The following is a 22,850-nucleotide window of genomic DNA, read 5'->3' on the forward strand; positions in this document are numbered from 1 at the left end:
TATGCTCCGCAAATGCTTCATCCGCATTCCATGTCATGAAAAAATATCCCGCCTGCCGAAACAGGCGGGATCGACTGGATCATGACAGCAGATCTTCCACGCGATCAGCGAAGAGACGGATGGCCTCCTTCGGTTCAAGCGCCGTATTGCAACCCGCTGCCCTGACATGTCCGCCGCCCCCGTATTCCATGGCTAAAGCTGCCACATCGATCCTGCCGTTGGACCGGAAGCTGACTTTAAAGTCATCCTCACCCACCTGATATAGGAAACAGGCCACCTCCACTCCCTTAGTAACGCGCAGCTGACTGACGATCTGATCCAGATCACTGGCCGCGACGCCATAGGCGTCCATCTCCTCTTTTGTGATATAGGACGCGACAAAGCTGCCGTTTGCGTAGAGTCTGGCCTTGTCCAGGGCATGACCAAGGACGCGGTTCTGCGCAAAGCTTCTGGCTGAGAAAGTGGCGTCGATGATCCAGGAGTAGTCGATTCCTGTGCTCATGAGTCTCCCGGCGATCCGCATGGTCTTCTCAGAAGTGCAGGAATACTGGAAAAGTCCGGTGTCATGGGCGATTCCCATATAGAGACATTGGGCGATCTTATCGTCCAGCATCTCCTGATCAATCAGATCAAAGATGAGCTCCGAAGTCGAACTGGCATCTGGAAAAATATAGTTGATCCGGGCAAAATCCCCCATACGGACATGGTGATCGACGCAGACGGTCTCTTTGGCCGCGTAAAAATACCTTGCGGCCGGGCCGATGCGGTCGATGGCGCCGCAGTCCAATGTGATGAAGAGATCAAATTTTCTCTCCTCACCAACCTGCCTCACCTGACTGGCCCCCGGCAAAAAGAGAAACTTGTCCGGCAGGGGATCCAGATAAACCCTGATATCCCGATCCGGATATTTTTTCGTCAGATAGTTCCAGAGACCCAGGCAAGAGCCGATGGCGTCCCCATCGGGACGAATATGGGCCGTAATCCCGATGACCCTGTGGCCTTGAATCACTTCGTCAATCTTTCTCATGATGCTTTGCGTCCTCTTCATTTACCTGATCGATCAGCTTGGACATGCGAACTCCGTAGGCGATGGAATCATCCAGGATAAAGAAGAGCTCCGGCGTATTGCGCAGGTTGACAGAGTGGGCAAGCTTGCCGCGGATAAAACCGGCGGACGACTTGAGTCCCTTGACGGTATTGATCCCCGCCTCTTTGTCTCCGAGCACGGAGACGTATACCTTGGCCGTCTTGAGATCCGGGGCCACCTCAACCAGCGTGACACTGGTCATAAGGCTGACCCTGGGATCCTTGACGTCTTCCCGGATAATCTTGGAGAGCTCACGCAGAACTTCTTCATTGATGCGATTGTTTTTGACACTGCGTTTTCTCATGCATCCTCCTTGGAGGCGAAGCTCCTAACGGGGAACCTCCACCATCTTGTAAGCCTCAATCTCATCGTCAACCTGAATGTCCGCAAATCCGTCAAAGACCAGACCGCACTCATAACCGGCCTTGACCTCTTTGACATCATCCTTGAAGCGCTTGAGGGACCCGAGATTCCCCTCCCAGATCATATCCTTGCCGCGATGAATCCGAACCTTGCAGCCGCGCTCCACCTGACCGTCCAAAACATAGGAACCGGCGATATTTCCGACGCCGGAGGCCTTGAAGATCTGGCGAACCTGGGCATGGCCGATCACCTGCTCCTCATAGATGGGCTCAAGCATTCCCTTCATAGCGCCCTCGACATCTTCAATGGCATTGTAGATAACGGAATAGATCTGAATGTCAACCCCCTCGTCCTCTGCCATATTCTTGGCCACGGTATCCGGGCGCACATTAAAGCCGATGATGATCGCGTTCGAGGCAGACGCCAGCACGACATCAGATTCAGAGATAGCTCCGACGCCTCCATGAATCACCTTGACGATCACTTCATCATTTGACAGCTTCTCCAGGGCGCTGGTGACAGCCTCGACAGAGCCCTGTACGTCCGCCTTGACGATCAGATCCAGTTCCTTCATGCTGCCAGCCTTAATCTGGTCAAAGACATTGCCCAGCTTGGTTCTGGCTCTCGTCTCATCCAAAAGCTTGGACTTGGACTCCTCGACAAAGGTCTGGGCATAAGAGCGGGCCTCCTTGTCGGAGTCGAGCACGTTGAAGATCTCCCCGGCATTGGGAACCTCAGAAAGTCCCAAAATCTCAACGGGAACAGATGGACCTGCCTGCTTCACCCTCTTGTGATGGTCGTCAGACATGGCCCGGATCCTTCCGAAGCTTGCGCCGGCGGCCATGTAGTCGCCGACATGCAGGGTTCCCTTCTGTACCAGGGCGGTCGCGACAACGCCGCGTCCTCTGTCCAGCTTCGCCTCAATGATGACGCCGCGGGCATTGCGGTTGGGATTGGCCTTGAGCTCCAGAACATCTGCCGTCAAAAGAATCATATCGAGAAGGGTATCGATTCCCTCTCCGGTATGGGCGGATACAGGAACCATGACCGTTGATCCGCCCCAGTCCTCCGGAATCAGTTCATATTCCGAGAGCTCCTGCTTGACGCGGTCTACATTGGCCCCGACCTTATCGATCTTGTTAATGGCGACAATAATCTCCACGCCGGCAGCCTTGGCATGATTGATCGCCTCAACGGTCTGCGGCATGACGCCGTCGTCAGCGGCAACCACTAAGACAGCAATATCCGTAGAATTGGCCCCACGCATCCGCATCGCGGTAAAGGCCTCGTGTCCGGGCGTATCCAGGAAAGTGATTTTCCGATCCTTGGCCTTGACCGTATAGGCTCCGATGGCCTGCGTGATTCCTCCGGCCTCCTTGCCGCTCACATTGGATTGGCGTATTTTGTCCAGAAGAGAGGTCTTACCGTGATCGACATGACCCATGACAACGACAACCGGCGGTCTGGGTACCAGGCTCTCGGGATCATCATCCTCATCGGTCAGGAGCTCCTCGATCACGTCTTCTTTTTCCTCAGGCTCGCAGATACAGTTGAATTCCTCAGCGATCTTCTCCGCCTGTTCGTAGTCCAGCTCTGTATTGATAGTGGCCATCGTCCCCTTCATAAAGAGGTTCTTGATCACCTCGGATGGGGTTACCATCATCTTCTCAGCCAGAGACTGAATGGTCAGATGTTCGGGAAGCTGAATCGTGAGCAGTTCCTCCATATTTCTCTCCGGTCCCTTGTTCTTATTTCGGTTGCGCTTGGTTGTGGTCTTCTCGAGAGAAACCATATTCTCGGCATGACGGCTCCTGTCGTCCCTTCTCTTGCGGTTCCCGTAGGCAGACCCTGATCCGTAATTCTTGCGGCCCCCGTTGCCGTTAGCGACAACCGGGCTCTGAACCATTGCGGCTGCGGAACCGCGGCCGCCCTGACCGGCATTTCCCCTGCGGGCTCCACTGTCATTGCCGCCTCGTCCGCGATTGGAGCCTCGATTATCTCCCCCTCTGCCGCGGTTATTTCCATAGCCGGACTTGGAGAGGTCAATATGGCCGAGGATCTTGATTCCGGCTCCCTTGGAGGCTGCCTTCGCGGGCTCCCTCCTGGCAGGGCGCTCGCCCGCGGCAGTCTGTTCTCTCTTTCTGGTCTCTTCCCCTTTGGCCTTCCGGTCAGCCCCCGGAGCCTGCTCTGTCCTGGACGTCTGCTCTCTGGGTGCCTGCTCTCTGGGTGCCTGCTCTCTGGGCGTCTGCTCCCTGGGTGTCTGCTCACGAAGAGTCGCGTCCTCCTGCCCGCTGATCGCTGTGGGAGTCTGCTCTTTTATCTCCTCCTGAGGCTCATTGGAGACAAGCGTTCTCTGAGAGACCAGTCCCTTGGGCCGGATGATTCCCCTTGGCGCGGTCTGACGGCGATCGTCCCGATTCCTGCGGCGATCCCCTTCTCTTCTCCTTGCCCTTCCATCGCCGCCGCCATTGCTCATGTTCTGGTGATTGACGATAAACCTGACATGTTTTTTCTTTGGCTTCTCCTGTCCGGCAGCAGTCCCATCCGCCGTCTTCTCTCTGGCCTTTTCGCCGTCGGCGGTCTCCGGCTTCTTCTCCCGGACCGGCCTATGCGCAGCAGCTTCCTGACGCACCTTCTCTGCCTCCATGTCCTTTTTGACAGAAGCTTCCTTCTTTTTCTCCGACTTTTTCATAAAATGCCCCCGGATCCCGTCCGCCGTCTCCTGGTCGAGCCCGCTGGAGACGGTCTTTGCATCCGCGCCCATCTTCTGCGCAAGGACAAGGACATCCTTGGATTCCGCTCCGATCTCTTTTGCTAATTCATATATTCTGGTTTTTGCCATTCCTGGTCCTCCCTTATTCAGTTGTGGACTCCGCGTCAATCTTTTGGCACAAAGCCTCCGCCATCTTCCTATCCGTCACACAGACCACGGCCCGCATCTTTTGACCGATGGCGTGCCCGATGCTGATCTTACTCCCGTAAATACGGAGATCCGTATGGTAGTAACTGCACATATCACGAAAATCCTTTTTCGTGTTCTCCGAGGCATCCTCAGCCACCACCACCAATGCGGCCCGATGTCTCTTCACATTCTTTTCTACGGAAAAAGCCCCGCTCTGTACATGTCTTCCTCTGGCACAAAGGCCAAGAAACTGGAGAACACGGTTCATGAATCACATCTCCTCGCTCAATGCCCGCAGCACACTCTCATCGACTCTCGCGCCCAGGGCCCTGTCTATGGCCTTGCTGCGGATCGCTTTGGCCAGGCAATCCGGGCTCTGACAAAGATAGGCGCCTCTTCCCTGTCCCCTGTGGTCTCGGTCAATGAAGACGGATCCCGACTTGCATCGCAGGCAAATGAGTTCCCTCTTAGATTTCATCTGCCGGCAGGCGACACACATGCGCATGGGAACATGCTTTAAGCTCATGCCTCATCATCCTCATCAAAGTCCGCGTCGTACTCCTCATCGTCCGCATCGCTTTGCTGATCATACGAATCCTCGCCCTCATAGGAGGGATCATCTTCATAGTCCTCCTCGTAAGCGTCCTCATCATAGTCGTCGTCATAGTCCTCGTCGTAATCCAGCCAGCCCTCAGCCTCCTGAGCCTGTGTCTCCGACTTGATATCAATCTTATAGCCGGTCAGCCGGGCTGCCAGACGGGCGTTCTGCCCCTCCTTTCCAATTGCGAGGGAGAGCTGATAGTCGGGAACAACCACCTTTGCCTCTCTGGCGTCTTCATCCGCAAGCACCGCGATCACCTTGGCTGGAGACAGGGCATTTTCAATCAACATGGCAGGGTTCTCATTCCAGTTGATAATGTCTATCTTCTCGTTGTGGAGCTCGTTGACAATCGCGTTGACACGGCTTCCGTTGACGCCCACACAGGCGCCAAGAGGATCTACATCCGGGTCATTGGACCAGACCGCCATCTTGGTCCGGCTGCCCGCTTCACGCGCAATCGCCTTGATCTCAACGATTCCGTCCTTGACCTCTGTCACTTCCTCCTCAAAGAGCCTCTTCACGAGCTCCGGGTGCGTGCGAGACACCCGAATGCGGGGACCCTTGGCCGCGTCCTTGACCTCAAGCACATAGACGCGGATCCGGTCGGACTGGTGATAATGTTCTCCCTTTACCTGCTCGCTCTCCGGAAGAAAAGCGTCGACCTTACCCAGATTGACCGAGATATTCCTTCCGATGAATCTCTGCACGACGCCGGTAACGATATCGTGTTCAATCTTGATATACTCATCCAGGAGAATTTTCCTCTCCTCCTCCAGGATCATCTGCTTCATGATGTTCTTGGCTGTAGACGCCGCGATACGGCTGAAGTCATGTGACTGCAGCTCCTCTTCCGCCGTGTCTCCCACATTCAGACTCCCGTCAATGTCGTGCGCCTCCTCTAAAGACATCTCACTCTGCGGATTGGTCACTTCATCGACAACCGTCTTTTTGACGAACACGTGGAAGTCCCCTGTCTCGCGATCTACAACCGCCCGCAGATTGGTCGCGTTGTCGGAGAACTTATAAGTCACCTTGCAGGCGGCAACAAGAGATTTTTCAATCGCTTCGAGAATATGCTCCTTGCTGATACCGCGCTCCGTCTCCAAGGCATCAAGCGCTTCCAGTAAATCTGTGTTACTCATGTTTTCCCTCCTGAGATAATTCTAAAACGACGAGAGATCAATGGCCTCTCGGATCAGCGCGATATCCTCCCTGCAGATCTTTCGGATCCCCTCTTCGCTCTCGATTGTGACGTCCGCCTTTGAGTAGTCCCGCAGCAGACCCAAAAATTCCTTTTCACCGTCGATCGCCCGGTAGCTTTTAATTTCCACCTCTTTGTCAAGATTGCGCGCGAAGTCCCGCTCTTTGCGGATGGGACGGCCCAGACCCGGAGAGGACACCTCAAAGGTATAGGTCCCGTCGATGTAATCTTCCCGATCCAGGATCTCGTTCATTTCTCTGCTGACATCGACGCAGTCATCGATGGTAATTCCACCCGGCTTGTCGATATAGGCTCGAAGATAGTACTGTCCCCCCTCCTTGACATACTCCACGTCCACAAGAGAAAAGCCATCTTTCTCCAGGATGGGAAGGAGAAAAGCCTCTGTCTTCTCTTCATAGGTCTCTTTTCGTGACATTCCGTCTCCTGTCCTGCTCTGCACAAGATGGGAGCGGGTCCTCTCGGATCCGCTCCCAACAACAACATATATATGATAGCACCTCTTGACCTGTCTTGCAAGTGCCGGGATTTCCTTTCTTTCAGCCGTCGGCCAGCGGAACTATTTTATGTCTGCCGACCCGTTTTTTAAATTTTTGCTGAAAGCCATCCACAAATTTAAAACAACAACAGCCAAAAGAACAATCACCAATGTAAGATATAAAAGAAATGTATACTTAAAAAAATCACCTAAAAAGCCAATAAGCGTCGCCATTGCACAAACAGCATAAAACCGAGCGATCCCTTTATAAAAAACTTTCTTATTATATTTATCTTGTTCTTGTCGAGATAAGGCATTATAGATCGGTATAAATAGGCCTCCCTTACCTGTGTACAATAAAATACTGATTACCACCAGATAGACCAAAACACACCATTCAATAATATATCGTTCCATCATTCCCCTGATTTCTCCTAACACACATGCTAATTGCTCCAATACAATCATTCTTTCACAATCATTAAAAGGATTTTGTGGACTCCATTATTTCTGCTCAATACCCACTCAAAATCCGAATAATTGCCGGATAGTTCTCTGCCTCATGGGGATAGGTGCAGTCTGTGCATACCTTGACCATGCGGCCGCGGATCTCTCTCATCTCGTAGTCCCCCGGGCAGTCATAGGTGTAGAGAGGACAATAACAGAAGAGGCAGTTGATATGCTCCATCTTATGGCAGGGGTAATACTTGCAGTCCCTGTTCTCAAAATATCGAAATGAATTCTTCACGCCATTCTCCTTATCATCAGATACTGCCCTCACCCGCATGTTGTACCCGGCAGCCTGTCTTTGATTTCTGTCTCGTTTCAGTCATCATTTCTCTCCTCGGCCATCCTTCTCTTATGATAGAGGTCAGCTGCATAGAGGAAATTGGCGGCAAACCCGGGGCAGGAAGCGTAATAGAGATGGGGAAAGCCCCACCAGTGATCCGGACCCGAAAAAGCACAGGACCAGCTCCTCCCTGAGAGCGGCTTGGTTGCCAACATATCGGACCCGTTTTCACTTGTGTCATAGTAGTGAAACTCATGCCCGCGAATCCCCTCTGTCCCGGAAAAGCCGCTCTCCGTCTTCCCCAGCAGTTCAACATAGCCAAAGCGAACCAGTCGGTTGGTCTTCCAGGCTTTTCCGGGCAAAAGCCCGCACATGCGATAGGATTTACCATCGGGATCACTCACGAGCTCCTGCAAGTATAGAAAGCCTCCGCACTCGGCAATCGAGGGCAGGCCGCCGGAAATGGCTCTTCGGATATCGGTCCGCATACCGTAATTGTCCTCCAGCTGCTTGAGATAGAGCTCCGGGTATCCTCCGCTTAAAATCAGCCCGTCAATATTCTCAGGCAAGCGCTTGTCATGCAGGGGGGAAAAGGGAATGATCTGCGCCCCCATCTCCTCGAAAACTCTCTGATTCTGCGGATAAATGAAGGAAAATGCCCGGTCCTTTGCCAGAGCAACGCGAAGGCCGAAAAATTTGCCGGCATATTCCCTGCTTTTAGGCTTTTGCCGATCCTGTCCGCCCCGGCCATCGCTGTATTTCTGCTGCTTTAATCCGTTCCCACTGTCGCCGCGATTTTGCTTGTCCAGTTCTCCCCCGTCATCGCTGTAGCTTTGCCGGTCCCGTCCGCTCCTGTCGTTGCCACAACCCGATCTATTCTCCCCAACATTCAGGAGAGGAGCCTGTCCTGCAATTTCTTCAATGGCCGCAAGGTCCAGGCTTTCTTTTGCCATCTCCGCCAGCTTTGTCAGCTTTAACTCGAGATCAGAAAGGCTGTCCGGAGTCATCAGACCCAGATGTCTGCTTCCGATTTCAATCTGCCGGTCTTTTGCCAGATAACCGCAGACGGGAAGCTTGAGCTCCTCCTCGATCAGGGTCTTCAATCGGGGATAAAAGGAAGGGGAGACCTGATTTAGAATACAGCCGCGGATCAGTCCCTCCCGGTCGTCATCCATAAAGCCCCGCAAAAGAGAGATCAGGCTGCGCCCGATCCCCCCGGCTCTGACCACAAGAATGATCGGCGTCTTTGTCCAGACCGCAAGCTGGTAGGAGGACGCCTCTTCGCTGACCCCTCCCAGGCCGTCATAGAGGCCCATCACTCCCTCAATCAGGGCAAAATCACTCCCGGCTCTTTTGGCATCCTCTGCCAACAGATGGCAAATATCACTTTGCCCCAGAAAGTAGGGATCTAAGTTATCAGATGAAACGCCTAACATACGGCGGTGAAACATGGGGTCGATGTAGTCCGGCCCGCATTTAAAAGAAACGGGATTTCTCCCTCTCTTCTTCAGAGCCGCCAGAAGACCGCAGGTGACTGTGGTCTTGCCTGAACCGCTCATAGGAGCGGCAATCATAATTCTACTGACCATTTCACTCCTCTTTCTGCTAATCCGAAATGCACTTTCTGCTGACCCGTAAGCTATACCTCTCCCAGAACTCCACTGATGATGTAGATCCCATTTTCAGCCATCATCATGTGATAGGAGGCAATATTCCTGGCCCTGGAGACCTGCACCAGGCTGATCTTCTCCCTCCTAATCGGCAGACTGACCGCCAGTCTCTGATATTCCGCCAGAGTCTCCAGTGTGATGGCATTTAAGACAAAGCGAACCGGCTTGCCACAGCGCCAGAGTTCCTCAAAAATGGCTCGAAGCGCCCCGGAAGAACCGCCGATGAAAACGGCGTTTGGATCCGGCAAATCCTCCAGAGCCGCCGGAGCTCTTCCATGGATCAGCTTGATATTGTTTAAGTCAAGAGCAGCCATATTCCTGCGGATTAAATCGACAGCCTCCGTCTTCTGCTCGATCGCGTAGACTGTGAGATCTGGGCTGATATTAGCCGCCTCCATGGCGACAGATCCGCTGCCGGCGCCGATATCATAGAGAATATCTCCGGGCTTTAATCCAAGAGCAAGGACAGACAGGTGGCGGATTTCTTCCTTGGTCATCGGCACCTTATCCCTGAGGAACTGGCGGTCCTCTAAAACCGGTGTCAGAGGGCGGACCACCCGCTTTCCGATGAAAAATGCAGACCAGAGACCTTCCGCGTAGCTGATGTCCGCGGCCTCCTTCAAGTCACAGAAGATCACCTTCTCACCCTTACATCCCAGCTGATAGCCAAGAATCAGATCCATTCTCTGCCTCTGTGCCAACAGAGTCCTGGCCAGGGCCGCAATCTGCTCTCCTCTGCTGAAGATGATAAAGCACTTCTCATGGCTGCTGATCTGACCGAGCGCGTCATCCTCCCTTCCGTGGAGACTGATAAAGAAAGCATCCTGCCAGACAATCCCCGCTTTCGCCGCCAGATACTGGGGAGAGGAAAGACCGCAGTGCCGAAGGATCTCCCAGTCCGCCCACTCTGACCTTTCGGACGGATTCTTAAATAAGTCATAGGAACCGGGATAAGCGGCGGCCCCGCTGAAAAAGCCCAGATCTCCCGAGAAGACCACACCGGCGGAGGAGATCTCGGGATGGCGAATCAGGTACTCCCGCACATAATCCTGGCGGTACTCTCTCTCTGTGTCCAGATCCTCAGGAAGCTGCAGACGATCTAAAAGACTTCCGGCTCCGAAGATGATCTGGCAGTCAGCGAGAGCCTCTTTTGCCTCATCCGTCAGATACCTCTGTCCTCCCGGTCCGATGGCAATCAGGTGCAGGATTTTCTTCCCATCCTCTGTAAGGCGACCCTGCGCAGGACAAACTGCGCGCCTGATACGCTTTTCTTCCTCCCGATAATGCTCCAGTTCCATCCCGAGTCCCAGCCGGTTTGCCATCATTCGAAGAACCTGAGAAAACGAATAACCCTGTTCCGGCGGACGGGAAATCATCACCGTATTCACTCCGACAAGGGCAGCGGCCGCCAGCTTCTCCTCGACGCCTCCGACACGGCCGGAGGCCTTGGTCATCTGCCATTGAATCCGCAGATCCTCCAGAGTCGCCTGGTGCATCTTCTCAGAGACAGGGCCCTGCATGGCTATGATCTGCCGGCCGAAAAAACCCGCCTCATGGCAGAGTCGAATGCTTTCCTCAGAGGGCAGGACCCGGACGTAAACCCGTGACAGGTCCCTGAATCGACCAGCGATTTTAGCAAGATCTTTCGAACCGGTCGTGAGAAGAATATTCCCCTCCTGCTGATCAAGGAAGTCCGCCCCCTCCTCAATCTTCGAAAAAATCTTCACATGATCTTGATTCAGGCAAGCCTGCTCATCTCTGAGCAGGCGAAGATAATCCAGCTTCAGCTTTGCGGCTGCCTCGCGAATATTAGAAGAAACCTCCTGCGCAAAAGGATGGGTGGCATCCACGACAATGGTTCTCGGCTCCTTCGTCAGGAATGTCTCCATTTCCTTTTCATCCATGCGGCCCCTGTGAATTTTAGCCTTCTGAAATCCCGGAAGAATCATTTCTCCGTATTCCGTTGCGACGCAGATATCCAGAGGAACCCCGGCCCGGTCCAGAATACCGGCAAGGGTCCGTCCCTCGGTTGTGCCTGCGAAAATCACGACATGTCTCATAAGTGGTATCCTCGCTTGGTCACCAGGCGCCCGCCCAGAGTAATCGTGGCTGACGCGCCGATGAAAACCGTAGTAAACATATTTACCCTGGTCTTTCTCAGCTGATCCAGGGGAAGAATTTGCATCCTCGCTCCCTCTCTCCCGATCCTCTCGACAATACCGCAGGGTCGATCCTGCGGCATGTACTCCAGGAGGATATCACAGGCCTTTTCCAGATAATCCTCTCTCTTTTTACTGGAGGGATTGTAGAGGACAATGGAGAAGTCTGCCGCGGCCGCTGCGCGCAGCCGCTTTATGATGGTCTCCATGGGAGTCAGAATATCGCTGAGAGAAATCACGCAGTAGTCGTTTCCAAGGGGAGCGCCCAGCATGGCGGCTCCGGAGTTGGCTGCCGTCACGCCTGCTATGATCTTAAGCTCGATCTCCGGATAGTCCACGCCGACTTCATACATGAGTGAAGCCATGCCATAGACTCCGGCATCACCGGAACAGAGCATGGAGACCTGTCTTCCCCTCATGGCCTCCTCAAAGGCCATGACACATCGTTTTCTCTCCTGCTTCATAGGAGTGGAGAGCAGCCGCTTGCCCGCGAATTCCTCAGACAGCTGCTCAAGATAGACCGGATACCCGACAATGGTATCACTCTTTCGCAGGGCACGCCTGGCCTCAACGGTCATATAGACTTCCTGCCCCGGCCCCATACCCACGACATAGAGCTTTTTCATTGATTCTCCCTCTCCTTATCTCAGAAACGGTTTTTCCTGTCGATCGGTCGCCCCGCTATCAATCAGTTGCTTCAGCATCGATCAATCGGCTCAGCATTGATCGGTTGCCTCAGTGTCGGTCGTTTACCTCCATGTCGATCGGTTATCTCGGCAGGATTCAGCGCATTTACAATTTCTATCCGCCTCTGACCAGGTTCTCTAGATCCGCAGTAATTTCTTACATCTGGCGACGGCAAAGGTCACCTTTTCTTTTGCCTCTCTTTGAACAAGCAGCTGTGCCGATTCCTCTTCCGAGGACAGATCCTTTGCCAGCAAGAGGGCCGCGCGCTCACAGACATTATCGCAGCCCAGTGTTTGCATGACAAAATCGGAGTGGTGAAAATCCCCTTGGACTGCCATCAGTTCCTCAGGGCTTCTGGTAAAGAGCTCGATCCCCTCCCTGCGATGCAGAGCGAGCAGGGCTTTTTCCTTTGCCTTTCGATCAACCGTAGCGAGCGCATAGACCTCACGCGGGTCGATTCCATGCTTCTGAAGAAAGGCATGATACTGCAAAGAGACCCTGTCCGTATCTACACCGGCTCGACAGCCGATCCCGACAATATAGGGTCTGGCATAGAGGATCAGACAGCCAGGCTTTTTTCTCTCTCCCTCCAAACCAGCCATGGTCAGATGATCTGCAAAGCCTCTGGCTCTGGCATAGCTGTCAAAAACCAGGAGATAAGCCTTCTCCTCCCCATGACCCGCAGCCTGCAGGAGACTTTGTATATGGTCAATTCTCACCAGCTCCCCGGGCAGAGCGCTCCCCTCCTCCCAGCCGATTTCCGACCAGACGCCGACCTTTTCATCACGCAGGATGCTTGAGGAGATCGCTTGAATCCTCTCTCGGTTCAGAATGCCCAGTCCGTTCTTTTTGGCCCATAGATCACAGGCAAAGGCCCTCGCTCCGTCGGTCGACGTCGTCAGCACGGGAGTGGCATGGATCCACCCTGCAAGCGACTTGGCGAGCGCATTGGCTCCTCCCACATGACCGCTGAGCAGAGGGATGACGAAGCGCCCCCCGTCGTCCATGCAGATAACGGCAGGATCCAGCAATTTGTCCCTGACAAAGGGAGCGATAGCCCTTATAGCAATCCCGGCCGCTCCGATGAACACCAGGGCATCAAAATGAGAAAAGGCATAGGCAGTCCAGTCAGACAGGCTCTCCTTTCTGCGGCGCATCCAGCAGAGCTTTTTTTCTCCTGACTCCTCCCTGAAATCAGTATGGCAGATCAGGCTCTCCTCCAGTCGTTCTCCCTTGGGGGAGAAATGACAAATTCCGATCTCCACAGCTTACTCCTCTCTGCTCGCGCTCATTCCTCCCCGGCGGTATTCCGTGGAAAAGTCCGGATCATAGAGCTTGCTCCTGGCATAGGTCCGATGGGCGACTGCGTCCCCCACTAAAACCAGAGCGGTCTTTGTGATCCTGTTTTTTCGCCCCGTCTCGGCCAGATCCTTTAAACTGCACAGCCAGCTCCTCTCATCCGCCCAGCTGGCCTTGTAGACCAGGGCTGCCGGCGTGTCCGGCGGATACCCTCCCGCGATCAGGCGATCTGTCAGCTCATCCAGCATGGCCGCGGACAGGTAGATGGCCATGGACGCCTGATGCGCTGCCAGAGATTCCATCTTCTCCTTGTCCGGCACGGATGTCTTTCCGTCCATTCGGGTCAGGATCAGGGTCTGACTGACCTCAGGCAGGGTGTACTCAATGCCCAGGGAAGCTGCCGCCCCGAAGGCGGCGGTGACGCCGGGGGTCACATCGTAGGGAATCTTCGCCTGGTCTAAAAGATCCATCTGTTCCCGGACCGCCCCGTAGAGAGAGGGGTCTCCTGTGTGCAGGCGGACTAGATCCAGCCCCTCCTCACTTGCATCCAAAAAGACGTCCATCACCGCCTCCAGAGTCATCTTGGCTGAATTATAGATTTTGCATGGCTCCTTGGCATAATTGAGCAGCTCCGGGTTGACTAAAGATCCCGCATAAATAATAATATCCGCTTTTCCAAGCAGATACATACCCCGGACTGTAATCAAGTCCGGCGCCCCGCATCCGGCTCCGACAAAATGTACCATAGTCACCTTCTCCTCTATCTCCGCATGGCCCAAATACAATCAGGACCTGTCTTCCCTCTCTGTCTCCGCATGGCCCAGGACACGATCAGGATCCGTCTCCCTCCTCTATCCCCGCATGATCCTGGACACGATCAGGATCCGCCCTTCTTCCGGCAGGCCTTAAGGAGGGCATCGGCGCCCTTTGTCCTGGCCAGACAGCCATAGGCATCCGCGTAGGTCATAACTTCAATCTGGATTTTGCCGTCAGCCCTGCGATTGAGATGATAGGAGATCCTTTCCATCAGGTCATTCATCACAGCCGGCAGCTTTCCCTCCTGCTGCAGAAGCTCACAGGCGGCCTCCGTTGTGACGCAGTTCAGAAGCTCGCGCAGGAGTTTTTCTTCCAGTCCCTGGCGAATTCCCGCGGCCGCCATCAATTCCAGGCGGCAGTCAGCCATCCTGGAATGCGTGTTCATGATGCCTCCGGCCAGCTTGACCAGCTTGCCGATGTGCCCGGTTAAAAGCAGTTTCTCAAAGCCCAGATCTACCGCCATATCAACCGACTCGCCCACATAATTGGAGATTTTAACCGAGGCATCCAGATCATAGCCATAGCTTGTCCTCAGAAAGTCTCTCCCGTAATTGCCCGGCGTCAGGCAGATGACTTTCTCCCCCAAGGCGGCATGCTGTTTCATCTCCACATAGATGGTATCCAGCAGGGCCTTCTCGCTCATGGGCTCAACAATTCCTGTTGTTCCGAGCACAGAGAGGCCTCCCACAATCCCCAGCCGCGGATTAAAGGTCGACCGGGCGATCCGCTCTCCCTCGGGCAGAATGACCTGGGCAAAAAAGGGTCCCTGCTCATCCAAAAGGTCAGCCGCCCGGCAGATCTCCCGCGCGATCATATGTCGGGGAACCCGGTTGATCGCGGCCGCTCCAACCGGCTGGTCAAGGCCCGCCCTGGTCACCCGTCCGACCCCCTTGCCCCCGTCGATATAGACCTCATGGGACAGGGCCTGTCCCTCAAGATCATGACTGGTCAAAAAGAGCTCCGGCCTCGCGAGCATCTGGTCGGGAATCCTGCGGCTGACCCGGACGCCCACCGGCATATCCCTCGTGGCGTCCGGGTCATCTCCGGACTCCTTGCGGACAAAGCATGTCACTGCCCCCTTCTCCACAAGAACTTTAGTCAGCTTCGGCCGATACTCTCTGCCGGCCGGCGTCACAATGGACAGGTCTTTTAACCTGCGACCGGATAAGAGGGTGTAACAGGCGGCATAGGCGCAGGCGGCCGCGCAGGAGCCGGTGGTAAAACCGGACTTCAGTCTCTCTCTCATAGACGGCTTTCCTCAATCTGATAGAGCAAGCTGTTGACGATGGCGGCGGCGACATTGCTCCCGCCCTTGCGTCCTGCGTTGACAATATAAGGAACCAGAGTCGACATGATCCGTTCCTTGGAGGCGACCACATTGACAAATCCCACAGGCACGCCGATCAAAAAGTCAGGAATCCATCTGCCGGACTTAATCATCTCATAGACGGACAGCAGAGCCGTAGGGGCATTCCCGATCGCGAGCATCACCGGCCCGGGAAGTCGGCTGGCCGCCTCCATAGAGACAGCAGCCCTGGTGACGCCGCGCTTTTTCGCCTCGGCGGCAATCCGAGGATCCGCCATATAGCAGATCGCCCTGGCCTTACATCTGTCCAGAGCCCTCTTGTTAATTCCGGCCAGGGCCATGTTGGTATCCGTCACGATTGTTGCCCCTGCCTTGAGGAGAGCAATTCCCCTCTCAACGGCATTTTCAGAAAAACGAAGGGTCCTGACATAATCGAAATCTGCGGAGCTGTGGATGCAGCGCATGACAGTCGCTGCCTGCACGGGATCTAAGGTCACGCCTCTTTCAGACAGCTCCTGGCGAATGATCTCCATGCTCCGCGCCTCAATCTCCATGGGCCTGATATACTCGATTTCTGTAAATACCCTGTCGGCCATCATCGTTCTCTCTTTCCTGTCTGTTCTGAAGGCGGCCGCTTCTCTCGCCCCTCTACAATTCTACCAAGAAGACGAATCAATGTCTGATTTTTCTCGTGATCTAAGACGGCAACGCGGTAAAAGCCCTTCCCTAATCCCCGGTAATTGCCGCAGTCTCGAATCAGAAGCTTTTCTTTTCGCAGGATCTGACCAAGGCTCTGCTCCTCGGAAAAAATCCCCTCCTGTCTCCATTTCTCCTCCGCCGGGTCCGCGAAAAGGATGAAATTTCCCTCTCCCCCACAGACCCGAAAGCCGAGCCCGCCAAGGGCCTTTCGAAGATAGCTGTTCTCCTCCTTAAGCAGCTGACTTGTCTCTTTTAAATAGGCGTCCAGTCGGCCGTTTTCCCCCATTCCAAAGAGCTCGTCAAGTGCGATCTGCGCCGGCAGAGAGAGATTCCACTCGGGAAGTCCCTGTCTGATTCCTGCCAGATGCTCGCTGTCCCCCAGCAGATAGCCCAGACGCAGGGAGGGAATGGCGAAGGTCTTGGTAAAGGCTCCCAGAACCAGAAGCTCCCTGTGCCAGGCGAAGTACTTTTGCAAAAGAGCCGCGTAAGTCCGCCGGCTGCTCCATGCCGCCGAGTCACTCTCCTTGACAGTCCCTTGACTGGACTGGATCCAGTCTTCCTGATCAGGCCCCTTACTGACGTCAGGATTCTCGCGGGTATTCTCCCCATGCAACTCCTTTTCGAGTTCAAGGTTGCCTTCGGTTCCAGCGTGCGGATTCTGGTGGGCATTCTCCCCATGTAACAGGAGGCTCAAGGGCATGAAGCAGAGGTCTAACATCACAGGGATCCGACAGGCGGCCGCTCTCCTTAAGATCTTCTCAAGCAATTCCTCCTTGATCCGCCCTCCGTTGGGGTTATTGGGGTTGGCAAGCAAAATCAGATCCGGCTTCTTATCCATCTGCTCCAGAAATCCCTCGTCTAAAAGGAAGTCCTCTTCCTCCCGCAGGGGATAGGATAAAAGCTCCGCCCCAACCGCCAGGGCCGCGCGGCGGTATCCATAGAAGGATGGGTCCGCCAGCAGAACCCTGTGGGGTCTTTTGACGAGGAAATAGGTCATGAGGAGCTCTGAGGCGCCGCTTCCGAGAAGAGAGCCGATTTTCGCCCCTTCTCTCTCCGCTTCTTCTTTTTCTTCTTTCCCCTCTCTCTCTGCTTCTTTCTCTTCTTCTCCATCTACTTTCGGGACAGAATCATCCGGGAAATTTTGCCCTTTTCCCCTCTCATATGCCTTTCTTTCTCCTGAAAGTCCGAGAAATCCAAGCAGCCGCTTTTCTTCTTTTCTGTGGTCCAATTGGGGATAGCGATTGAGCCAGACCTCAGGCTTATCCAGAGCCCTTTTGATTTCCTCCGGCGGCCCCAGCGGATTGACATTGACGGAGAAATCCAGGGCGACAGGAGACGGATAGATGTTTCCGCCGTGTAAATCCATATATCTCATATCTCCTAAATCATCATTCTCTAACTTTCGCTTAATCCCCTTGCGTTGGCGCTATTCGCTGTGCAAGCGGCCTTCTTCCCAGGAACTCAAAAACAGTTGATGTCTTCTATCGATGTCTTCTAAAGAAGGACAACTAGCAGGAGCAGGACCATCAGCCCAAGTCCCCAGACGATCCCGGTCGTCAGGTACATAAGATGACAGGCTCTTGGAATATCCTCCGCCTCAATCTCCCTGAGAGGGTCGCCAATGGTAGACTTGTGAACCGGTTTGCCGAAGTATGAGGCGTCTCCTCCCAGCTGCAGCCCAAGAGCTCCGGCCATAACAGACTCCGTCTGAGCGGAGTTGGGACTTTTGTGACAGAAGCGGTCTCGTCGAAAAATTCCAAGAGCGCGCGAGCCGTCTCCTCGCCCCCGCCAGATAAAGACGGCGGCGATCATGCTTAAGGCCGAAAGACGGGAAAAAGGAAAATTGACCAGGTCATCCAGTCTGGCCGCGGCAGTACCGAAGTCACGGTAGCGGTCATTTCGGTAACCAATCATGGAATCCATGGTGTTGATGGCCTTGTACACAAAAGCCAGGACAGGGCCTCCAAGCCAAAGGCAGCAGAGGGGAGCAATCACACCGTCCGAGCTGTTCTCCGCGACGGTCTCAACTGTCGCCCTGCAGATTCCCGCCTCGTCCAGACTGTCGGTGTCTCGTCCGACAATCATGGATACTGCCCGGCGGGCCGCCAAAATATCATGCTTTTTAAGAGCATCATACACTTTCATACTCTCTGTGGCCAGACTGCGGGCCGCAATCGCCTGCCAGCCCATAATTGACCAGAGGGCGACCCCGAAAGCCCAGTGCAGGTGGAAAGCCAGCTCCAGAAGTCCTCCCGTAAGAGCGGCCGTGACCAGGACGACAAGGAGGACGAGGATTCCCCCCCGCAGGCGAGCGGATCTCCCCTGCCGGATGAGCCAGTCCCTTTGCTCCGCCTGTGTCTTGCCAGAGGATTCAGATGACCTCTCCTCTTCCCGCGGATAGAGCCGCCCCTCCAGTATCTGAACCAGCTTTCCCATGCCCCGAACGGGATGCCAGAGCCAGTGGGGATCCCCTAAGAGCAGATCCATGGGCAAGACCAAAATCCAGGCAATGATCGCGTGAAGGCATAGGGTTCTCATTCTTTTTCTTCCTCGAGCCTGAGAGGAACAAGGTCTGTCAGGTGCAGGCCATGCCCAGAATCCAGCATGATAAGACAGGCAAAGCCCTCTCCATTGGCGCACTGATAGTCAAAATACCCTCCGCCGGCATAAGCGGAAAGAATTGTCATGATCACGCCTCCGTGCACAACAGCCGCCACATTTGGAATCTCTCGCTTGGAGCTCTCATCTATGCTCTCAAGGAGGATTCCCCTCTCCCCCGGGGTCCAGGTCTCCATCTCTGTGACCACCCTGTCAAATCCCCTGAGAACCCTTTCTCGAAAGGCGGCGCGGCTCTCCCCTTCCGGGAAGTCGCCTTCTCCCCCACCGTCAATCCAGGCCTGATAGGCCCTGTCTGTCTTTAACTCCTCGTAGTTGTGCCCCTCAAACCTGCCGAAATAAATCTCCCTCCAGTCCTCAATACTCTCCTTTAAAACCTCCGGATAGAGCAATCCCGCGGTCTGACGGCAGCGCATCATGGGGCTCATATAGAGCTTGAGCAATTGGGAGGGCGCAGGTAGATAGGGAGCATGCCGCAGGGCCTTCACAGCCAGCATGCCCTCCATGGACAGGTCTTCATCGCTGGCCGAGCCAATGTAACGCCCCTGGGCATTGCCCTTGGTCGCGCCATGGCGAATGAAGAAAATCCGTCCCAGACAGGACCATTTGCGTGCATCCTCAATCTTCCAACGGACCATTGCGCTCTCCATCCTTTAAGACCTGACCCAGGCCGGCCGTCACCAGTTCCACATGTCCTGCCCGCGCAGCCATCCTGACCTGCAGGCGACCAAGCATCTCCCGGTAAATGCGATCCCCCGGATCCAGGGGTACAATGCCGTTTCCCGCGATATCTGAGATCACGATCAATTTGCCGCAGGTCCGATCGGCCTGTCGGATTACTTCCAGGCATTCATCCAGGAAAAGATCCTCCCACTTCTCCTGCTCGCGATAAGGAAGCTTGGACAAATGCTCTGGCAGGCGGTTTTTAAGCATTTCCCTGACAAAAGAGTGAAAGTGGTTCCAGATTCTTAGGGCATCCGTCTGCTCGAAGACGCATGCCAAATCATCGCCCCGGCAAGGCAGATGGGATCCCTCCACAATTTCCGCCCTGGCGGCCGGATATTTTCCCAGGACATATTGCAATTTTCCCTGGGCATAGCCCCCGAGATATAAGTCCAGACTCATCTGTCACTCCTAACCAACTCTTATCAAAAGCCACCGATTTCCGCGGAATCTCACAGCAGAGAACTAAAAAACATCTCAGCAGACGAGGTCTGACTAAAATCCCACAGGAACAGAGACCTGGCCGAAATTTCACCAAAACAGACTGACCAGGCTGGCCGAAAGGGCCATTGCGACCTCGCTGTAGGACACAAACCAGCCTGCCAGATCCCCGTTGATTCCACCAAACTCACGCCCGGACTTCCAGTGATAGTAGAGAAAGCTTGCGCCGCCTGCGATCAGGACAAAGAGGCCCGGGATCCCTCCCAGGATCAGAATCCATAGACTGGCCAGGATCAGCTGCAGGATGAGAAGAAGAAGCACCTTCTTCCGGTCGGCCGCCTCTGCGAAAGAGGCTACCGTCCCGCCGCCGGACATGGGCGAAAAGGTCAGCACAGATAAGGCGCTTAGAATCCGACTCAGCCAGAAAATGCCTGCCACGGCCCCGGGAAGAGCTTTCTTGCCGCCCGGATCGAGGATTGCCGGGGTGGAAAATTGTCCTGTCTTATCGAAAGACTCCAGAAGGATACAGGCAGCCGCCAGGGCAAAAAGCAGAAGGCAGACGAAAGAGATCACCGCGAAGGCTCCCGTATGGGGATCCTTTAGGATCCGAATCTTGTCCTCTCTCTCTCGATAGGAATGAAGGGCGTCGGAAGTATCCATAAAACCGTCCAGGTGGATCGCCCCAGAGATCAGGATCGGCAAGAGAAGGAGAAGCAATGCCAGGGGAAGCCTGGGAAGAGACAAGCGATGCGCCAAAATCAGCAAGAGTATCTCTCCCAGACCGATCACCAGACCGACCAGGGGAAAGAAGGCCATGACAAAGCGCATGTCTCTCTCCTCCCAGTCAAACTGGGGAACCGGAATTTTTGAGTACATGGAAAAGGCAATCGCCAGCGAACGAAGCATCCCTTATCTCTCCTTCAGCAGCACGGGCAGACCTGCCAAAACTTCTGTGACCCGGTCCGAAGCCCGCCCTAAGCGCCGGTTGATCAGACCTAATTGCGCAATGTAATCCTGCGTGACCTCATCATAGCAGATTCCGTCCTCGTGGACATTGTTGCTGACAATAAGCAGATCTTTGCAGATCTCTCTCAGGCTTAAGATCCCCTCGCAAAATCTGTCCGGATCATAGGCCATGGCATGGCGGTCAAAGATCTGATTGGCCAGGAGGTTGGAGACGCAGTCCAGGAGAATGACTCCCTTTGCAGAAAAGGTCTGCAGATGAAGCGCCTTTCCTCTTTTCAGGCGGTCTCCCGCCTCTGCCTCTCCCTTGGCAGGATCTGATATCAGGCCGGTTAAGAGACACTCTTTGACCCTGTCACAATCCAGGTTATAGGGAATTTCCAAACTGACAAAGCCCATTCCCCTCCTGCGCCTGACATGACGATCAATTCTGACAAGGGTCTCCGGATCATCCCCTTTCATGGTCGCCAGATAGAGCAGGGGCTGATTCGCCGCAAGCCTCAGAGCCTCTTTCTCCGCGTATTCGGATTTGCCGCTGGCGCTTCCGCCCAGGATCAGATGCATCATAAGCTCTCCCTCTGGTAGGCATCCATACCGAGCTTTTCAAAGGTCTTTGTGGAGGTGTAGACAGAGGCGGCTGTCTGCAGAAGCTGCAGCGCCAGAAGGGCTCCCGTTCCCTCCCCAAGGGCCAGATCGGCGTGGATGATCGGATTCAGCTTCAGGACCCGCATGGCATGGGACATGCCCGGTTCTCTTCCCAGATGAGAGGCCAGGCAGACCTCTCTTGCTCCGGGACAGAGACGGTCTGCAATCAGAGCCGCAACCGTGCTGATCAGTCCGTCCAAAAGCACCGGGGTTCGGGTCTGGTTGGCTCCAAGAATCAGGCCGACCAGGGCGGCAATATCAAAACCGCCGACCTGACAGAGAATGGCCAGAGGATCCGGATTCTCCCGGCGACATGAAGAATAGAAAATTTCTCTAGCCCGGTCGATGACCTCTCTTTTTTTGGCCAGTCTCCGGTCCGACAAACCTGCCCCCCGCCCGGCCACAGCCTCTGCCGGCAGGTCAAGAAGGGCAGAGAGGCAGGCCGCGGAAGTCGTTGTGTTTCCAATCCCCATCTCTCCAGTCAAAAGCAGTCCAACTCCATCCTCCTTCGCCCGCGCAGACTCCTCAATCCCGACAGAAATCGCGGCAAGCGCCTCTTCCTCTGTCATCGCTCCCCGATGAATCTCAATGCTTCCGTCAGAGCAAAAACCGGACGGGGATATCTCTTTCTCCGTCATCGCTCCCCGGCTGATCTCAGCGATATTTTGCGCGAAAAGGCCTCTCTCTTCTTCCGTCCTGCCGGAAGACCAGCTCTGCGCAAAGTTCCTGCTTCCCCGGGCGACCTTGGCACAAATCACAGAGGGTTCTCTGGCGTCACAGGCCATCCCGACGTCTACAACCCTCAGCTGACAGTCGCAGCGAGCGGCAAAGATGGCGGACGGAGATTCCCCGCAGGCAATGGAGTCGGCGACTAAGGCGGTGACCTCCTGTCCGGTCTGGCTCACCCCCTCCGCAACAATCCCATTGTCTGCGCACATGACAAGAAGTCGAGGCGCTTCCAGAAGATGATCCGCATTTCCCAGAATACCGGCCATGCGAATCAGATCCTCCTGCAGAGTTCCAAGACCATCCAAAGGCATGGCCACCTTATCCCAGCGGTCTCTTGCCTGGCGCATTGCCCTTTGGTCAGGCACAAGCGCCTTGATTTTTCTGATTTTCTCTCTGCTGATCATCTTCTCTTTCCTGACATTAAAGTATACCCGGAGGGCATCCTTCTAAGCACCGATATTTAGGCTGCGCTTAAATATAGATATTTCCCCTTATCGTCTCAATTGGATATTTCCCCTTATCGCCTCAATTGGATATTTCCCCTTATCGCCTCAATTGGATATTTCCCCTTAACATTTCAAATGGATATTTCCCCCTATCGTCTCAAATGGATATTTCCCCTTATCAGCTCAAAAGAACGGATTTCTGCCTTGTCCC

General features: G+C 54.6%; 23 protein-coding genes. All 23 read right to left on the reverse strand.

All coding sequences use genetic code 11. The annotated features are described in order from the left end of the window. Positions 1-79: 79 nt before the first annotated feature. Positions 80-1,027, reverse strand: a complete 948-nt coding sequence (locus GCWU000342_RS05240) for a DHH family phosphoesterase (protein WP_006906266.1) — start codon at positions 1,025-1,027, stop codon at positions 80-82. After that, the gene (gene rbfA, locus GCWU000342_RS05245; RefSeq protein WP_006906267.1) at positions 1,014-1,391 is read right to left on the reverse strand and encodes a 30S ribosome-binding factor RbfA; all 378 of its coding nucleotides are present in this window, start codon (positions 1,389-1,391) and stop codon (positions 1,014-1,016) included. The genes GCWU000342_RS05240 and rbfA overlap by 14 nt, the downstream gene beginning before the upstream one ends. A gap of 24 nt (positions 1,392-1,415) precedes the next feature. Beyond that, positions 1,416-4,292, reverse strand: a complete 2,877-nt coding sequence (gene infB / locus GCWU000342_RS10185) for a translation initiation factor IF-2 (protein ID WP_006906268.1) — start codon at positions 4,290-4,292, stop codon at positions 1,416-1,418. Positions 4,293-4,305: 13 nt separating this feature from the next. Next, complete coding sequence (locus GCWU000342_RS05255; protein ID WP_006906269.1) at positions 4,306-4,620, reverse strand: L7Ae/L30e/S12e/Gadd45 family ribosomal protein; 315 nt, start codon at positions 4,618-4,620, stop codon at positions 4,306-4,308. A gap of 3 nt (positions 4,621-4,623) precedes the next feature. Then, positions 4,624-4,878, reverse strand: a complete 255-nt coding sequence (gene rnpM / locus GCWU000342_RS05260) for an RNase P modulator RnpM (protein WP_006906270.1) — start codon at positions 4,876-4,878, stop codon at positions 4,624-4,626. Then, on the reverse strand, positions 4,875-6,095 hold the full coding sequence (gene nusA, locus GCWU000342_RS05265; RefSeq protein WP_006906271.1) for a transcription termination factor NusA: 1,221 nt from the start codon (positions 6,093-6,095) through the stop codon (positions 4,875-4,877). Before nusA ends, rnpM begins: the two co-directional genes overlap by 4 nt. Before the next feature lie 21 nt (positions 6,096-6,116). Further along, positions 6,117-6,590: a ribosome maturation factor RimP gene (locus GCWU000342_RS05270; protein WP_006906272.1), complete on the reverse strand. Its 474-nt coding sequence runs from the start codon at positions 6,588-6,590 to the stop codon at positions 6,117-6,119. A 141-nt stretch (positions 6,591-6,731) separates the two neighbouring features. Further along, complete coding sequence (locus tag GCWU000342_RS05275) at positions 6,732-7,070, reverse strand: DUF3784 domain-containing protein (protein ID WP_045000345.1); 339 nt, start codon at positions 7,068-7,070, stop codon at positions 6,732-6,734. Between the two features lie 94 nt (positions 7,071-7,164). Beyond that, a complete protein-coding gene (locus tag GCWU000342_RS05280; protein WP_006906274.1) occupies positions 7,165-7,398 on the reverse strand; it encodes a cysteine-rich small domain-containing protein in 234 nt (77 codons plus the stop codon). Positions 7,399-7,475: 77 nt separating this feature from the next. Next, entirely contained in the window at positions 7,476-9,029 is a 1,554-nt protein-coding gene (locus GCWU000342_RS05285; protein ID WP_006906275.1) for a cobyrinate a,c-diamide synthase, read from the reverse strand. 50 nt (positions 9,030-9,079) lie between these two features. Beyond that, a complete protein-coding gene (cobK, locus tag GCWU000342_RS05290; RefSeq protein WP_006906276.1) occupies positions 9,080-11,170 on the reverse strand; it encodes a precorrin-6A reductase in 2,091 nt (696 codons plus the stop codon). Continuing rightward, positions 11,167-11,895, reverse strand: a complete 729-nt coding sequence (cobJ, locus tag GCWU000342_RS05295; RefSeq protein WP_006906277.1) for a precorrin-3B C(17)-methyltransferase — start codon at positions 11,893-11,895, stop codon at positions 11,167-11,169. Before cobJ ends, cobK begins: the two co-directional genes overlap by 4 nt. A 198-nt stretch (positions 11,896-12,093) precedes the next feature. Further along, the gene (locus GCWU000342_RS05300; RefSeq protein ID WP_006906278.1) at positions 12,094-13,221 is read right to left on the reverse strand and encodes a cobalt-precorrin 5A hydrolase; all 1,128 of its coding nucleotides are present in this window, start codon (positions 13,219-13,221) and stop codon (positions 12,094-12,096) included. A 3-nt stretch (positions 13,222-13,224) separates the two neighbouring features. Continuing rightward, positions 13,225-14,001: a precorrin-4 C(11)-methyltransferase gene (gene cobM, locus GCWU000342_RS05305; RefSeq protein WP_045000347.1), complete on the reverse strand. Its 777-nt coding sequence runs from the start codon at positions 13,999-14,001 to the stop codon at positions 13,225-13,227. Positions 14,002-14,132: 131 nt separating this feature from the next. After that, entirely contained in the window at positions 14,133-15,317 is a 1,185-nt protein-coding gene (cbiD, locus tag GCWU000342_RS05310; RefSeq protein WP_006906280.1) for a cobalt-precorrin-5B (C(1))-methyltransferase CbiD, read from the reverse strand. Beyond that, a complete protein-coding gene (locus tag GCWU000342_RS05315; protein ID WP_006906281.1) occupies positions 15,314-15,976 on the reverse strand; it encodes a precorrin-8X methylmutase in 663 nt (220 codons plus the stop codon). The genes cbiD and GCWU000342_RS05315 overlap by 4 nt, the downstream gene beginning before the upstream one ends. Beyond that, complete coding sequence (locus GCWU000342_RS09950; protein ID WP_049921559.1) at positions 15,973-17,442, reverse strand: pyridoxal phosphate-dependent aminotransferase; 1,470 nt, start codon at positions 17,440-17,442, stop codon at positions 15,973-15,975. Before GCWU000342_RS09950 ends, GCWU000342_RS05315 begins: the two co-directional genes overlap by 4 nt. Before the next feature lie 128 nt (positions 17,443-17,570). Then, the gene (cbiB, locus tag GCWU000342_RS05325) at positions 17,571-18,614 is read right to left on the reverse strand and encodes an adenosylcobinamide-phosphate synthase CbiB (RefSeq protein WP_006906283.1); all 1,044 of its coding nucleotides are present in this window, start codon (positions 18,612-18,614) and stop codon (positions 17,571-17,573) included. Further along, positions 18,611-19,330 carry a histidine phosphatase family protein gene (locus GCWU000342_RS05330; protein WP_006906284.1) on the reverse strand — a complete coding sequence of 240 codons (720 nt, stop codon included), beginning with the start codon at positions 19,328-19,330 and terminating at the stop codon, positions 18,611-18,613. The genes cbiB and GCWU000342_RS05330 overlap by 4 nt, the downstream gene beginning before the upstream one ends. Next, positions 19,311-19,817 carry a bifunctional adenosylcobinamide kinase/adenosylcobinamide-phosphate guanylyltransferase gene (locus tag GCWU000342_RS09955; RefSeq protein ID WP_006906285.1) on the reverse strand — a complete coding sequence of 169 codons (507 nt, stop codon included), beginning with the start codon at positions 19,815-19,817 and terminating at the stop codon, positions 19,311-19,313. Before GCWU000342_RS09955 ends, GCWU000342_RS05330 begins: the two co-directional genes overlap by 20 nt. 129 nt (positions 19,818-19,946) lie before the next feature. Next, complete coding sequence (locus GCWU000342_RS05340) at positions 19,947-20,762, reverse strand: adenosylcobinamide-GDP ribazoletransferase (RefSeq protein ID WP_006906286.1); 816 nt, start codon at positions 20,760-20,762, stop codon at positions 19,947-19,949. Between the two features lie 3 nt (positions 20,763-20,765). Continuing rightward, positions 20,766-21,386, reverse strand: a complete 621-nt coding sequence (locus GCWU000342_RS05345) for a bifunctional adenosylcobinamide kinase/adenosylcobinamide-phosphate guanylyltransferase (protein WP_006906287.1) — start codon at positions 21,384-21,386, stop codon at positions 20,766-20,768. Beyond that, on the reverse strand, positions 21,383-22,597 hold the full coding sequence (locus tag GCWU000342_RS05350; RefSeq protein ID WP_006906288.1) for a nicotinate-nucleotide--dimethylbenzimidazole phosphoribosyltransferase: 1,215 nt from the start codon (positions 22,595-22,597) through the stop codon (positions 21,383-21,385). Before GCWU000342_RS05350 ends, GCWU000342_RS05345 begins: the two co-directional genes overlap by 4 nt. Between the last annotated feature and the right edge of the window lie 253 nt (positions 22,598-22,850).

This window comes from Shuttleworthella satelles DSM 14600 (assembly GCF_000160115.1).
GTDB lineage: Bacteria > Bacillota > Clostridia > Lachnospirales > Lachnospiraceae > Shuttleworthia > Shuttleworthia satelles.